The organism is Pedobacter puniceum (genome assembly GCF_009674685.1).
GTDB classification, from domain to species: Bacteria; Bacteroidota; Bacteroidia; order Sphingobacteriales; family Sphingobacteriaceae; genus Pseudopedobacter; species Pseudopedobacter puniceum.
Genome location: NZ_WKJI01000002.1, coordinates 645,252 through 660,672, shown reverse-complemented (window position 1 = coordinate 660,672; position 15,421 = coordinate 645,252). Strand labels below are relative to the sequence as shown.

At 36.3% G+C, this 15,421-nt stretch carries 8 protein-coding genes; 1 reads left to right on the top strand and 7 read right to left on the bottom strand.

Features of this window, described 5'->3' with window-relative positions; genetic code table 11:
* Positions 1-38: 38 nt before the first annotated feature.
* The 7 genes from GJJ64_RS09485 to GJJ64_RS09455 form a co-directional block, all read right to left on the bottom strand.
* Positions 39-974: an alpha-E domain-containing protein gene (locus GJJ64_RS09485; protein ID WP_154287555.1), complete on the bottom strand. Its 936-nt coding sequence runs from the start codon at positions 972-974 to the stop codon at positions 39-41.
* A gap of 21 nt (positions 975-995) precedes the next feature.
* Complete coding sequence (locus GJJ64_RS09480; RefSeq protein ID WP_154287554.1) at positions 996-2,444, bottom strand: circularly permuted type 2 ATP-grasp protein; 1,449 nt, start codon at positions 2,442-2,444, stop codon at positions 996-998.
* Between the two features lie 203 nt (positions 2,445-2,647).
* Complete coding sequence (locus GJJ64_RS09475) at positions 2,648-3,484, bottom strand: DUF2911 domain-containing protein (protein ID WP_229655505.1); 837 nt, start codon at positions 3,482-3,484, stop codon at positions 2,648-2,650.
* A gap of 70 nt (positions 3,485-3,554) precedes the next feature.
* Complete coding sequence (locus tag GJJ64_RS09470) at positions 3,555-6,728, bottom strand: ATP-dependent helicase (RefSeq protein WP_154287553.1); 3,174 nt, start codon at positions 6,726-6,728, stop codon at positions 3,555-3,557.
* Between the two features lie 51 nt (positions 6,729-6,779).
* A complete protein-coding gene (locus tag GJJ64_RS09465) occupies positions 6,780-8,402 on the bottom strand; it encodes an ATP-dependent DNA ligase (protein WP_154287552.1) in 1,623 nt (540 codons plus the stop codon).
* A complete protein-coding gene (locus GJJ64_RS09460; protein ID WP_154287551.1) occupies positions 8,399-9,418 on the bottom strand; it encodes a ligase-associated DNA damage response exonuclease in 1,020 nt (339 codons plus the stop codon). The genes GJJ64_RS09465 and GJJ64_RS09460 overlap by 4 nt, the downstream gene beginning before the upstream one ends.
* A gap of 53 nt (positions 9,419-9,471) precedes the next feature.
* Entirely contained in the window at positions 9,472-10,401 is a 930-nt protein-coding gene (locus GJJ64_RS09455) for a hydrogen peroxide-inducible genes activator (RefSeq protein WP_154287550.1), read from the bottom strand.
* A gap of 258 nt (positions 10,402-10,659) precedes the next feature.
* Here GJJ64_RS09455 and GJJ64_RS09450 point away from each other — a divergent pair, with 258 nt between their 5' ends.
* The gene (locus tag GJJ64_RS09450; RefSeq protein WP_154287549.1) at positions 10,660-15,411 is read left to right on the top strand and encodes a T9SS type B sorting domain-containing protein; all 4,752 of its coding nucleotides are present in this window, start codon (positions 10,660-10,662) and stop codon (positions 15,409-15,411) included.
* Positions 15,412-15,421: the final 10 nt, after the last annotated feature.

The window sequence follows — 15,421 nt, the reverse complement described above, 5'->3', positions numbered from 1 at the left end:
AATTTTTAAATATTCTATAATTAATTTATCAACAGCAATTAGTTAAAAGCGAAATAATAATGACTTAAAGCATCTCCGATAGCAAAAAGCTCTCCCTTTATCTTTTTTAAATATTCTTTTAATCCCATAGCTTCTAAGTCTTTTAAATCAGAATATTCTAAGCTACAGCTTAACTTACCAATCATATAACTCATGGTTTTATAACTCTCTTTGTTTTTGTCGCCTTTAATAGTCTCAAAAGACTGTTTCAATCTTTTTGTGGTGTAAATGATAGAACGCGGGAAATTCTCGTTCCAGACAATTTGATGAATTATATTTCTTGATTCTAATGAGGAGCGATAACTTTTTAAGAAAATTTCATACCCAGATATGGATAGTAAAAGATATTTCCAATAAGTAGGGTCTGTAGCCTCATCTAAAGAATATTCAAGTTCTCTAAATTTAACATCCAGAATATCTACAGATTGTATGGCTCTTTCTAAAAACTTGCCCATGTTCATGAAATAATAGCCTTCTCCGCGGGGCATAGTAATTTCTGTACTGCCGTAATAGTACATACCTTGCTTAATCAGGTTATCTAAAACAGAAATAGGATCATCCAAACATAAAGCAGCAGCTAGTTTATCCTCACGCATCATGTGGTAATAATCATTTAAGCATTGCCATAGCTCTTTAGTTACGTTATCTTGTACAGAGCGGGCATTCTCTCTAGCTTTACTTACTATATTAATAACAGAATTATGGTTGTTTTTATCTGTAACCATATATTTTAAAACATCTCTTCCGTTGTATTTTAAAGTTTCTATGGTATCATCATCTAGGTTACTAAATATTTTTAATACGGGTCTCCAGCTAAAATCAGAACTACCATCTTGCGAGTAGGCGTAATTTATTCTTAACATTCTCAAGATACCATCAGAACGCTCCATGTACCTAGACATCCAATACAAAGAATCGGCAACTCTACTTAACATATTTATTTAGCTTTTATTGATTTAAACATTTAACACCCAAGTGTCTTTACTACCACCACCTTGCGAAGAATTTACTACCAAAGAGCCTTCTTTTAAAGCAACTCTGGTTAAACCACCTGGTACAATATCTATCCCTGATGGTCCACATAAAGCAAAAGGTCTTAAATCAACCCTCCTGGGTTGTAGCTTCTCATTGATATAACAAGGTACTGATGATAAGCTAACAATAGGCTGTGCTATAAATTGTCTTGGGTTTTGTAAAACTGCTTTTTTATAGTTTTCTAATTCTTGCTGTGTAGCAGCATTACCTATAATCATCCCGTATCCGCCAGATTCGTTAGTTTTCTTAATTACCATATTTTCTATGTTTTTGAAAACATGGTTTCTTTCATCAACATCAGACAAATGGTAGGTAGGCACATTTTTAAGGATAGGCTCTTCGTTTAGATAGTACCTAATCATGTCAGGGACATGAATATAAGTTGCTTTATCATCGGCAACACCATTACCCGGAGCATTTACTATAGCAACATGGCCTTTACGGTAGGCAGACATTAAGCCGGCTACACCTAGTAAACTTCCTGGATTAAAAACTATAGGGTCTAAAAACTCATCATCAACCCTACGGTAAATAACATCAACACGTTGTAAACCCGAGGTTGTTTTCATGAAAACCCTGTGATTATCTACAACCAAATCTTTCCCTTCTACTAATTCTATACCCATTAAACGGGCTAGGGTAGAGTGCTCAAAATAAGCCGAGTTATATATGCCTGGTGTAAGCATTACGATATTGGGGTTAGCATTATGCCTTGGCGATAATGCAGCTAGGTTTTTATACAGCAATTGAGGGTAATGTGTAACAGAGCGAACCAAATTTTGAGGGATAATATCAGGAAAAATCCTTTTGGTGATTTCTCTGTTTTCTAGCATGTATGAAACACCTGATGGTGTACGTAAGTTATCTTCTAAAACATAAAAAGTACCATCAGCATCGCGAACAATATCTATACCTGCTATATGAACAAAAAGCTCATGAGGAACTTGTAAATTATGCATTTCTCTGAGGTAGTGTGGGCAGGAGAAAACCATCTCCATAGGAATAATCTTATCTTTTAAAATGAACTGATTAGAATAAACATCATTCAAAAATAAGTTTAAAGCCTTAAGTCTTTGTTTGATACCTTTTTCTATATAAGCCCACTCGGCAGCATCTATAATACGCGGAATAACATCAAAAGGGAAAATTTGCTCTACACCTTCGCCGCTAGAATAAACGGTAAAGGTAATACCTTGGCTCATGAATAAGCGCCTTGCCATTTCTTCTTTGCGGGTAAGCTCGGCAACGGGCATATCCTGTAAAAAGCTGTATAATTTTTTATATGGTGTTCTTACCTCATTTTTATTATACATTTCGTCCCAAATTTTCTCTATATAAGGGTAGTTTTTAAAAACTGATGCTGAAACCATAAAATTTAATTATATTTTCCTTAATTTTTTTAGTTTATAACTGTAAATGTTATAAAAATTAAGTAATTATATATAAAATATTTTAATAAAAACATTATTAGTATAAAATATTTTGATTTTTATGATTATTTTAATGTATAAAATGTTTTAAAACAAAAAAACCTGCTCATTTTGAGCAGGTTTTTTTGTTAAATAAGGTTTTATTACTTATTCTCAGCAATAAATGCTTTGTTTAAAGAGATATATTCTTCATTTTTTATCTCTTCTGCAATTTTAACACCTTCTTCTGCAGTTAAAAGTGCTGCTTTTTTATCTCCTAATTTTAATTGGATTTTAGCTTTCCATAATTTAACCCAAGGTGCTTTACCCATTGTTTTTTCTGCCTCATTAACCCAAGCTAAAGCTTGTTTTAAATCTTTATTATAAGTGTAGTAGTAGATTGCAGCTGGGAAATAAGGTTTTTTATCGCCTTTCATAGCTGCATCTATGTTAGCCATAGCTTTGGTGTCAAAATCTGTAGTAAAAGGAACGCTTACCAAAGTATTATCCCAAACCAATTGTAAATCCATGCTACCGGCTTGTACATTGGCAAATTGTATGGTAAAGCTTTCTACTTTTTGTGCAGTTTTAGCAGGTTTAACTTTTACTCTTAAAAAGTCATCAGCTTCTTTATAGGCGTAAGAACCCCATTGCTCAGTAGTTTTACTTAAAATGATAGTCCACTCTGTTTCGCTAGGGATGGTAAATAAAGCGTAGCTACCAGCCGGTACTGTTTTACCAGCTAATTTTACCTCATCAGAAAAAGTTAATACAGTAGCAGAGTTTGCACCTGTACGCCATACTTTACCATAAGGAACCAAAGCGCCAAAAACTTTACGTTCTTTAACATTTGGTCTGGCATATGTTAATTTAACTTTACCTAAACCAAATTCTTGTTCAACAGTTTGTGTTGTACTTGGCTGAGGTAAAAAACCACTTTGTGCACTTGCCGAGAAAGACAAGTATAAAAGCCCAAGGGCTAGGGTAATTCTTTTCATCATGTTTTCTGTATTTTAAAATTTATGTGAAATTAAACATCTCTTATTTTGTGGCTGTTTTGTTATTGTAAAATTATATATCGGCGTCTTCTGCTTGTATTTGTTCAAAAACACCATCGGTTTGTTTAAAGTTGCTTCTTACAAAATGGCACCATTCGCAATCTTTTTTACCACAGCCGGTATTAAACTCATAATTTAAAATTTTTGAATACACGCTTGTAATTTGATTTTTAACGGTTTCTACATCTTCTGCCACAATCATTACCTTTTCTTTGTGGTATTCGCCATCACTTATAGGTTCAATAAAATCAAACTCGGTACTTACCACCTGCCAATCTTTTGTTCTATCGTTATCAATTAAAATACGATAAAATACGGCTTGTCGCCAATAATCGCCGCCATGTGGTTCTTCTTCTGATGGCTTATTAAATTTAGGTTTTGCGTTTTTGAATTTCCCAGTTTTATAATCAACCACGTTTACCATTTTACCGTTAAATTCTATCTTATCCAGATTACCGGTAATAGGAACACCTTCAATCTCTACATTTCTAATTTTACGCTCGGTTACCACAACTTTATTCCATTTACTGATATTTTGCTCGTAGTAATCTGGTAATATTTTGTAGCCATATTCCATCCTCAGCTTAAAATCTTCTCTGGTGAAAGAGTCTTTATTACGGTTCATCCACCAAGAAAAATCATTCATAAAGTCATCAGTAGCTAAGAAGGTTTCATTGTTTTCATGCATTTTAATAAATGCCCTGTTTAATGCATGGTGTACCGCTTGCCCAAAAGTTGCTGCCGGACTTTTCCCTGATGGCACTCTTATCAAATTCTGGAAATAGAATTTTAGTGGGCAAGCCAAATAGTTGTTTAAATGCGTTACCGATAGGGTGTAATTTTGCAACAGTAAATCAATGTAATTTTTATCAATTAACGTTACCTGAGGTTTTTCTGCCTCGCTAAATTGGGTAGCATAAAAATCTATCATTTCTTCCTCTGCAACTGCTTGTTTATGCTCTTGATAATGGCCTGTACTGATGATTTCACTTATAAATTGCGACGCTTCTTGCTCTTTACCGCTGCTATTAAGTTTTGGATAGGTTACAAATAAAGAATGTTTAGCTCTGGTTAGTGCTACGTAAAATAACCTTCTAGATTCTTCTGTATTTTCTTGTTCAGCATCGCTAAATGATGCACCTTCCTTAAATAAAGTATCAGGGTAAGAGAAACCAAAGTTACGGCCTTTGCTATCCCATATTTTTTTGCTGCATCCTAATAAGAAAACATAATCAAATTCTAAACCTTTAGAGCCGTGGGCGGTCATGAAATTAACACCTTCTGCAGAGAATATATGTTGGTTAAAGGCTATACTGATGTTGTTTTTCTTCATCAAATCAATCAGCTCTATAAACTCGGCAACCTTTAACTCTGGGTTTTTACGGTTCTCGTCTTTTAAGAAATTGAAGAAATTGGTTAGAATTTGCATGTACCAGCCTTTATCTGGCTGTTTCATGATATAGGTTAAAATACCCATTTTGGTGATGATAGCCTGAAAAAGTTGCTGTAAAGTAAGGCTGCTAGCTGCTTTAAGCAGATATTCTATATCCTCAATTAAGCGTTTCATTTCTGGGCGGTCTACGGCATCAAACAAACCGGGCTGCTTAGGCTCTCTAAGCTCTGTAATATATCTGCGTAGCGATGTTTTATCAACCTTTTCGTTAAAATTGGCTTTATTAACTGCTATACTAGCTTTAGCGATATCAATAGGTTGGATATTAAAAAAATCATAATGTAAGATTTCAAAAAGCTTTTCATCGCCACTATAAGACGAGTCTAGCTCCATAGATAAATACCTAAGAATGGTAATGATTTTCTCTGTAAAAGGTAGTGTAAGAATATCAATTTTTCTTTTGGTATTGATACCGATTTTCTTTTTATCTAAATAGGTAACCATAGCTTCTGCTTGGCTATGGTTGCGATAAATAACGGCTATTTCTGAAGCTTTTGTGCCATTTTTGATGAGTGATTCTATCTGATGAGCTATCCAAACGCTTTCCTGCTCGGGGTTTTCAAAACTTAAAATCTGTGGACGAACTTGTAAACCAGCGATATCTGGATGTGATGATTTTAGCTCTTTATTTAAGTTAAGCTCCCGTGTTAAACGGATAAAATTATTCTCGATTAAGCTTCTAGACATATCTAGAATGTGCTGGGTAGACCGGTAATTATTGAGTAAAACAACGGTTTTTAGGCTACTTACATAATCGCCAGCAAAATCTAAGATATTTTTGAGGTTGGCACCTTGAAACCTGAAGATAGATTGATCATCATCACCAACGACAAAAACGTTAGGTACTTCCCAATAGCTAATGAGTTGTTTTAATAATTGGTTTTGCGAACCGCTGGTATCCTGATATTCATCAACCAAAATATACTGGTAACGCTCTTGATAAAGCAACAGTAAATCTGGATTTTCTTGAAAAGCCTTAATCACCCATAAAATCATGTCGTCATAATCATAACGGCTTTTTTTATCCATTTTTTGAAGATAAACCGGGTAAAGCATCACAGCGGCTTTTAGTTTATCCATTTTCTCTACGGCATCATCGTATTTCTTTTGCTTTAAATCGCCAACTTTTATACCTGCTTTGGCATTGGCTTTTTTATAGATAAACTCATCACGGGTTTTAATATCTTCTAGATAATTTTCTATAGCTGCAATAACAATGTCCACCGACCAGTTTTCTCGTTTCATGGTAGAAAAGAGGTCTTTTAACCTTGGGGCATCATAATAAATATCGCCAGTAAACCTTTTCAGTATATGGTTAGCAGGTAATTCATCAATGATTTCTCTGAAAAGTAAAGCCGATTCTAAATCTGATAAAGGTTCTAAATTAAGCTTACCGAAGTAATCTAGATTTTCTTGTATGATTTCATTACAAAAAGCATGGAAAGTAAATATGTTTACCCGGTAAGCATCGGGGCCAATAAATTTAAACAAACGCTGACGCATGTTTACCGCACCAGCATCGGTATAGGTTAAGCATAAAATTTCATTAGGCTGGGCATCAGTATCTAATAAAATTTTACCTATACGAGCAGCTAAAATTTGTGTTTTTCCTGTCCCTGGGCCTGCAATTACCAGAACTGGGCCTTCTAACTGCTCTACAGCCTGTAGCTGTTTTTCATTAAGTTGTGCTATTGCTTTAGAAAAATCTTCGCTTAGTTTTTTTTGTGGATGCATGTTTAAAGGTACAAAAATCTTACATACGCTTATCGGCGAAAGCCAAAATACCTACCCCTCTTTAGGCAACAAAAGCATCAAACTTTCCAAGCTATCTGCTTCCTCTTTTTTCTTATCTGTACGCCAGCGTAAAATTCTTGGGAAACGTAAGGCTACACCAGATTTATGTCGGCTAGATTTATTAATACCCTCAAAACCTATTTCAAAAACAAGTTCTGGTTTAACGGTTCTAACAGGTCCAAATTTTTCTAAGGTATTTTTTTTGATAAAGTGGTCTACTTGGTTAATTTCTTTATCGGTTAAACCGGAGTATGCTTTGGCAAAAGGCACCAGTTTATCGCCATCCCAAACGGCAAAAGTATAATCGGTATATAAATCGGCCCGGCGGCCATGCCCTTTTTGGGCATAAATTAAAACAGCATCAATAGCTAAAGGGTCTATTTTCCATTTCCACCAATCGCCACGTTTTCTGCCCACTTGGTAGCTGGCAGCTTTTCTCTTTAGCATTAAACCTTCGGCTAGTTTAGCCCTAGATTGTTCTCTTATAAAAGCTAGTTCATCCCAACTTTGTGCATGTACCAGCTCAGAAATTCTGAAAATTTCTGGATGAAGGCTATCCTCTTGCAGCTTTTCTAAAAGTAATCTTCTATCGCTTTGGCTTTTATTTCTGATATCAATACCCTCAAGCTCTAAAATATCATAAGCAATAAAGGCAACAGGGTTTTCTTGTAACAACTTTTTAGATAGGGTTTTACGCCCAATACGAGTTTGTAAAATATTAAAAGGCAAAGGTTGGTTATTTTTAAAAGCTAAAATTTCGCCATCTAGTACTGTTCCATCGGGTAGGTTTTGGATAAAACGATGCAGTTCTGGAAATTTATCAGTAGCTAAATCCTCGCCTCTACTCCAAATAAATATTTCATCTTTCCTGTGAATAATTTGTGCCCTGATACCGTCCCATTTCCATTCTACTTGCCATTGGGAGATGGGGCCTAAGCTGCTTTCTATTTCTAAAGCTGTTTTTTGTAGGTCTGAAGTTTCTTGTATGGGATAAGCCAGAAAAAATGGATAAGGTCGAGAGTTATCTGTGGAGGCATCCTCGGCAGCTATCAGTTGCTGAAAAGTAAATTCATCAGGGTTCCAATTACCCATAATACGGTGGGTGATGGTTGCGGTATCTAGTTGAGCAATATCGGCCAAAGCCTTAACCACCAAATTTTGCGATACGCCAACTCTAAAGCCACCAGTAAGAATTTTAATGAACACAAATTTCTCTTGTTGGTCCATGGTATCCCAAGCGGCTAATAGCCAGTTTTTCTTTTCTTCCTCGGTTTTATCTTTTAGGTCTTTTATTTCTGTAATCCATTGGCTTAGGCTTTTATCCTGATGCTGTGTTGGTAAGGGTAACAATAAAGAGATGGTTTCTGCTAAATCGCCCACAACCTCATAACTTTCTCTAAACAACCAATCTGGGATTTTACTTTGTTCTAAAGCCCAGTCTTTTAACTGGGTGCTATTAATTTGGCGTTTTGGCTTTCTGCCAGTAAATAGGGCCAGCATGTTTATTTTATCGTCATCAGAAACCTGTAAAAGGTATTCTTTTAAGATTTTTATCCGCTCGTTGGTTTTGTTGGTTTCATCTAGAGCTAGGAACAGGTTAGCGAAATTTTTCATGCTTCACCTCCTTTTTCTTCTTCTAAGCTTTCGTCGCCGTATAAAGTGTTGGCTTCATGCGCATCGTAACCAATTTCTCTTAAATACCTGCTAAAACTTGCCGTATAACCATGGGTAAGGTAAACGCTTTCGCAGGATGTAGCTTCTATAGCCTGAATAAGGCCATGCCAATCTGCATGGTCTGATAATACGAAGCCTCTATCTGCCGCCCTTCTTCTTTTTGCGCCTCTTATAGCCATCCAGCCAGAACAATAGCCAAAAGAATAAGGATTTAATTTTTTCATCCAAGGAGTGCCAACAGCAGAAGGCGGACATAAAACCAAATTACCTCTGATTTCTTCTTTAGTAGTGCTAGCAGTAATTTTATAGGTTTCTTTTAAGGAGATACCATTTTTTATTAAAGCATCATGCGTGTTTTGGATGACGCCGTGGGTGTAAACTTTTCCAATATCGAGGTTTAGATTTTGAAGAATGCGTTGTGCCTTGCCTAAAGAGTAGCCTACCAAAACGGAGGTTTTTCCTTGTTGATGATTTTGATGCCACCAATCATTTATACCCTTAAAAATTTCTTCTTGTGGTTTCCAAGTGTAAACAGGCATCCCAAAGGTACACTCTGATATAAAAGAATGGCATTTTACAGGTTCAAAAGGTGTAGAAATGCCGTCATCTTCAAGTTTATAATCTCCAGAAACTACCCAAACTTCACCTTCATATTCTACCCTTACTTGTGCCGAGCCGATGATATGACCAGCAGGATGAAGTGATATTTTTACCCCATTTCTGATGATGGTTTGGTTATAAGCAATAGTTTCTAAAGAGATATCGCCTAAACGATATTTTAAAATTTCTTTTGATAAATGGTGAGCCAAATAGTGTTTATTACCCCAACGGGCATGGTCGCTATGGGCATGGGTAATCACTGCATAGTTAACCGGTTTCCAAGGGTCGATGTAAAAATCTCCTTGCTGGCAGTAAATACCAAACTGGTTAAACTCTAAAAGCGGTTTTTTACTCATACAAAAGAGATAACCTAAAATTGAGCCATTTGGTTCTGTTGAAAAAGAAATTATTAGATATTGATAATCTCTTTCTTCTTTTTAGATTTCATTCTTTTAGGTACACTTTCTAGTATTTCTTCTTCTAAAGCATCAATCGTTCTTTTTTTGATGTAGTTGGCATGGGTTACAATACTGATTTCTCTACTAGGTTCTGGACTTTTAAAATACCTTATTTTATCTAACTGTTTAACAGAAAAATGTTGCAAAGAAAGCTCAGGCAGAATGGTAATACCATCATTTAAATCTACCATCCTGATTAAAGTTTCTATACTGCCGGTATTGTATTCTAAGTTTTGCAGACTGGCTTTTTTATGTTTACAGATATTTAAAACCTGGTTACGCATACAATGGCCTTCGTTTAAAAGCCATAAATCATCCATATCTAAATCTCCGGCTTGTAAAGATTTCTTTTTATAAACAGGGCTGGTTTTAGAAACATAACTTACAAAATTTTCATAATAGATGGGGCGTTCTGTTAAGCTACTTTCATCTAAGGGTGTAGCCAGTATACCACAGTCTAACAAGTTGTTTTTAAGCTGTTGGATAATGGTTTCTGTGGTAAGTTCTGATATAGACAATTTTACTTTAGGATATTTTTCTCTAAAACTACCTATAACTTTAGGCAGCAGATAAGGTGCTACGGTTGGTATAACTCCAATTCTGAGCTCGCCGCTTATTTCTCCTTTACGCTCGTTAATAACTTCATTTATTTTATAGCTCTCTTGTAATACTCTTCTAGCTTGGTTAATTACCTCAACCCCAATTTCTGTTGGGACTACGGGTTGTCTGGTTCTATCAAAAAGCTTTACGCCAAGTGTTTCTTCAAGCTTTTGAACCTGCATACTTAAAGTGGGCTGGGTTACAAAGCATTTCTCAGCAGCCATTACAAAACTTCTGTAAGTATCAACTGCAACGATATATTCTAATTGAACTATTGTCATGCCTAAATATAGATAAAAACTATAGAATTAGTAGCGTGATAAAGAGAATTTTCTCTGCCTATATCCCTTATTTAAGGTATAAAAGCAATCTCATCCTAAGAGATATTTGCCTTGTTTATAAGTAAGCAATAATTAAAAATATTAATTCTAGAAACATCAAATCTATAACATCAACTTGAAATTAACCTGAATTTTTATACTCAAGATTTTGCTTCGGAGAGACAGCATCCATCATTAATACGAAATACAAACTCATATATGATTAAATTAATAAACACTTCCTTTAAAATTTTACTATTTTTTATAGTATTTATTTTTTCAAGTGAAACCAAAGCACAAGTAAGTTTAGCTTTCTCTAAAGGATATTTAGGAACGCAAACTACCAATACCCAAACTTCAACCGACATCAAAAATTTATCGACACTTGGTATAGCTAGAGTAAGTTTTAGTCAATCTTATAGTGGCCAGTTTGGAGGAACGCAAGGAAACGACTTAGCCGGAGTTTTAAAGTTTTATCTTACAGATGGAACTTCTTTTTCTCTTAATGGGGCTTTAAATTTTAGAGAAACAACAGGAAGCAAAACTGAAGTTTTTGGATTTACTTTTGCCCCTGGACAAACGAGAACTATAGCTTATGGTTCTGGACAATCTTTTACTATTGTTGGAGGTCAAACTTCCAACACAAGTACAAATTTAGGTTTGAAATCTTATACCTCTACTTGGGTGTTTACCGACGGAGAGCAACGTAGCGGTAACGCAGCAACATCAGGCCTCTTAACTGCATTAAATTCAGAACTTGCTAACACTCCGCAACCATCTGCAATTACTTTAAATTCTGGTACTGGTGTTGTAGAAGGACAAAATATAGTTTATCAGGTAGCTTTATCATCTGCTACTACAGCAGGTAATCCCCAAACTTATGTATTTACAATTGGAGGAACAGCTACTAGTGGTTCTGACTATAACAGCACATTTACATTCTCTAATGGTGTAATTAATAATGGAGATGGTACTATTACTGTACCTGGTGGTGTGAGCTCTTTTACTATTACCGTAAATACCATTGATGATGCTGCTATTGAGTCTTTAGAAACGCTTACTGTAAATGTAGGTAACAAATCAATTTCCTCTAATATTTTAGATAATGATGCAGTTACTGATGCTGATGGTGATGGTATTCCAGATGGGCAAGACAACTGCCCTTCAGTAGCCAATGCTAATCAATTAGATACTGACAGAGACGGTCAAGGTGATGCTTGTGATACAGATGATGATGGAGATGGTATTTTAGATACTGATGAGAAAAAATGTACTGATTTAACATTAAGTAATAGTTTAAACCCTCCAGGTTTTAAATATGTAGTTTGGAACTCCTTTAGTGGTGGAGTTTTAAGGGGAACTGTTGATGTTGCAGGTACTATTGTAAATGTAACAGTAACCAATTCAAGTAACTCAATTATAGATTATGGAATGGCACCTTATTGCGGCACAAGTTTTTGGGCGCCACAACCTGCTGGTAATGGCGGAGTTAGTTCTTTCAGAAGCTTAACCCTTGGACAACATAAATTTGTTTTTGATAAGCCAGTTAATAATCCTAGGTTCTTCATATCTTCTTTAAATAAGACTTTAGATTTATCTGCTAACGGTACTATTCTTAAAACCAATGGATCTTTTACAGGTGGTCCAGCAGGAACTACCACAAATGTTCTTGTAGGTAATGAGGCTTGTGGTACTATATCTTTTAATGGTGTATTTAGTGAGGTTTCTTTTACAGGAAGAGAATCTGAATTTTATTGTGACTTTTCTTTAGGTATTGCTGGTTTAGAGGAACCTTGTGCAGATTTAGATACAGATGGTGATGGAACACCTAATCATTTAGATTTAGACAGTGATAACGATGGTGTAACAGATGCTCAAGAAAAAGCTGACGGTACTAATCCAACTGATGATTGCTCATTTGTATTAGCTAATCAAATATTAACACCAAGCGCAGCATGGAAGGCAAAAGATTGTGATAATGATGGTGTAAGTAATGAACAAGAGAAGTTAGATGGAACAGATCCATTAAAAGCAGATACAGATGGTGATGGCGTTACTGATGGTAAGGAGAAGACAGATTTAACCAATCCTAATGATGATTGTGCATTTATTCCAGCTAGTCAAACCTTAACGCCAAGTACAGCATGGAATGCTAAAGATTGTGATGGTGATGGTGTAACCAATGGCAAAGAAAAAACAGATAATACCAATCCATTAAACGATTGCTCGTTTATTCCAGCCAGTCAAACATTAACACCAAGCACAGCATGGAATGCTAAGGACTGCGATGGTGATGGTGTAACCAATGCACAAGAGAAATTAGACGGAACAGATCCAACTAAAGCAGATAGCGATGGAGATGGTGTAACCGATGGTAAAGAAAAAACAGATAATACCAATCCATTAAATGACTGTTCGTTTATTCCAGCCAGCCAAACTTTAACACCAAGCACAGCATGGAATGCTAAGGACTGCGATAATGACGGTGTAACCAATGCACAAGAGAAATTAGACGGAACAGATCCAACTAAAGCAGATAGTGATGGAGATGGTGTAACTGATGGTAAAGAAAAAACAGATAATACCAATCCATTAAACGATTGTTCGTTTATCCCAGCCAGTCAAACATTAACACCAAGCACAGCATGGAATGCTAAGGACTGCGATGGTGATGGTGTAACCAATGCACAAGAGAAATTAGACGGAACAGATCCAACTAAAGCAGATAGCGATGGAGATGGTGTAACCGATGGTAAAGAAAAAACAGATAATACCAATCCATTAAACGATTGCTCGTTTATTCCAGCCAGCCAAACTTTAACACCAAGCACAGCATGGAATGCTAAGGACTGCGATGGTGATGGTGTAACCAATGCACAAGAGAAATTAGACGGAACAGATCCAACTAAAGCAGATAGCGATGGAGATGGTGTAACCGATGGTAAAGAAAAAACAGATAATACCAATCCATTAAATGATTGTTCGTTTATCCCAGCCAGCCAAACTTTAACACCAAGCACAGCATGGAATGCTAAGGACTGCGATAATGACGGTGTAACCAATGCACAAGAGAAGTTAGATGGAACCGACCCAACCAAGGCAGATAGCGATGGAGATGGTGTTACAGATGGTAAAGAGAAGACTGATGGCACAAGCGGTACAAATGGTTGTGATTATAAAGCATCAAGTCAGGTAATTGCCAATGTTAGCAATGCGTGGAAAGCCTTAGATTGTGATAATGATGGTGTAACCAATGGCCAGGAATTAACAGATGGAACAGACCCGAGAAATCCAGATAGCGATGGTGATGGTGTTACAGATGGTAAAGAGAAGACTGATGGTACAAGCGGTACAAACGGCTGTGATTATAAAGCATCAAGTCAGGTAATTGCCAATGTTAGCAATGCATGGAAAGCTTTAGACTGCGATAATGATGGTGTAACCAACGGTCAGGAATTAACAGACGGCACAGACCCAAGAAATCCAGACAGTGATGGTGATGGTGTAAAAGATGGTGTAGAGAAAACTGATGGTACCAGCGGCACTAATGGTTGTGATTATAAGTCTTCAAGTCAGGTAATTGCAAATGTGAGCAATGCATGGAAAGCATTAGATTGCGATAATGACGGAGTAAATAACGGTCAGGAATTACTAGACGGAACAGATCCACTAAAAGCAGATACAGACGGCGATGGAGTAAGTGATAAGCAAGAAAAAACTGATGGTACAAGCGGTACAAACGGTTGTGATTATAAACCATCTAGTCAAGTAATTGCCAATGTAAGCAATGCGTGGAAAGCCTTAGATTGTGATAATGATGGTGTAACCAATGGTCAAGAAGTTCTAAACGGAACCAATCCATTAGTAGCTCCTCCACTTAATTTGCGTTATAACAATACGCCACAAACACTAATACGTAATGCAGCCATGGTTACTATGGTACCTACCTCAAGTGGTACTGCAATAACTTTGTACACCATCTCGCCAAATTTACCATCAGGTTTGAGTATTAATCCTAGCACTGGTCAGATAACGGGTACATTAACTGCTACTTTATCAGGAACACAAACTTATACAGTAACAGGCAGTAATTCTGGAGGTTCAACCACAGCACAGGTAACATTAATTTTCAATAGTGCACCAACCAATATAGGATTAAGTCCATCCGCTATTTATGAGAACAATGCTGTAGGTGTAAATATAGGAACGCTAACAAGTACAGATATAGACCCAGGCGATACACATAGTTACACTTTAGTATCAGGATCAGGATCAGATGATAATGCAAGCTTCAGCATAGTAGGTAATACCATCAGAACCAATACCGTATTTAACTATACTACTAAGAACAGCTATACTGTAAGAATCAGAACTACAGATGCTGGGGGCTTAAGCTTCGAGAAAGTATTTGTGATAAGTGTACTAAAAGCACCAGATGCAACAGCTACAGGTACATTAACAGGCAGCAATGATATTGTAGGATCAGGGAAGAATGTAACGATAAGTAAAGGTTACAGCTCACAACTTAATGTAACAGGATCTGGCTTGGTAAGTTATAGTTGGTCACCATCAACAGGTTTAAGCGCTACTAATATTGCCAATCCAGTAGCCAGTCCATCAGTAACTACAACTTATGCAGTAACGGTAACCAATAGCTTAGGTTTAAGTACAGTGGTTTATGTAACGGTAACGGTATTAGAAGATTACACTCTTGAGCCAGGCAACCTGGTAACACCAAATAATGATGGCTATAATGATACCTGGGTTATAGGTAATATCCAGAGTTACCCAGATAATGAAGTAACGATTATCGATAAAGCAGGAAGAGTAGTATACAATAAGAAAGGTTACACGAATGACTGGAATGGCCAGTACAACGGTCAGGAGTTGGTAAGCGGTACGTATTACTATATCATCAATTTTGGAAAAGGAATCAATCCAAAGAGAGGGTTCATTACTGTAATTAGATAATGATAAACAA

What these genes read in the sequence shown, in the direction of transcription:
- GJJ64_RS09485 (WP_154287555.1), bottom strand. Translation starts at nt 974, where the DNA reads ATGTTAAGTAGAGTTGCCGATTCTTTGTATTGGATGTCTAGGTACATG.
- GJJ64_RS09480 (WP_154287554.1), bottom strand. Translation starts at nt 2,444, where the DNA reads ATGGTTTCAGCATCAGTTTTTAAAAACTACCCTTATATAGAGAAAATT.
- GJJ64_RS09475 (WP_229655505.1), bottom strand. Translation starts at nt 3,484, where the DNA reads ATGATGAAAAGAATTACCCTAGCCCTTGGGCTTTTATACTTGTCTTTC.
- GJJ64_RS09470 (WP_154287553.1), bottom strand. Translation starts at nt 6,728, where the DNA reads ATGCATCCACAAAAAAAACTAAGCGAAGATTTTTCTAAAGCAATAGCA.
- GJJ64_RS09465 (WP_154287552.1), bottom strand. Translation starts at nt 8,402, where the DNA reads ATGAAAAATTTCGCTAACCTGTTCCTAGCTCTAGATGAAACCAACAAA.
- GJJ64_RS09460 (WP_154287551.1), bottom strand. Translation starts at nt 9,418, where the DNA reads ATGAGTAAAAAACCGCTTTTAGAGTTTAACCAGTTTGGTATTTACTGC.
- GJJ64_RS09455 (WP_154287550.1), bottom strand. Translation starts at nt 10,401, where the DNA reads ATGACAATAGTTCAATTAGAATATATCGTTGCAGTTGATACTTACAGA.
- GJJ64_RS09450 (WP_154287549.1), top strand. Translation starts at nt 10,660, where the DNA reads ATGATTAAATTAATAAACACTTCCTTTAAAATTTTACTATTTTTTATA.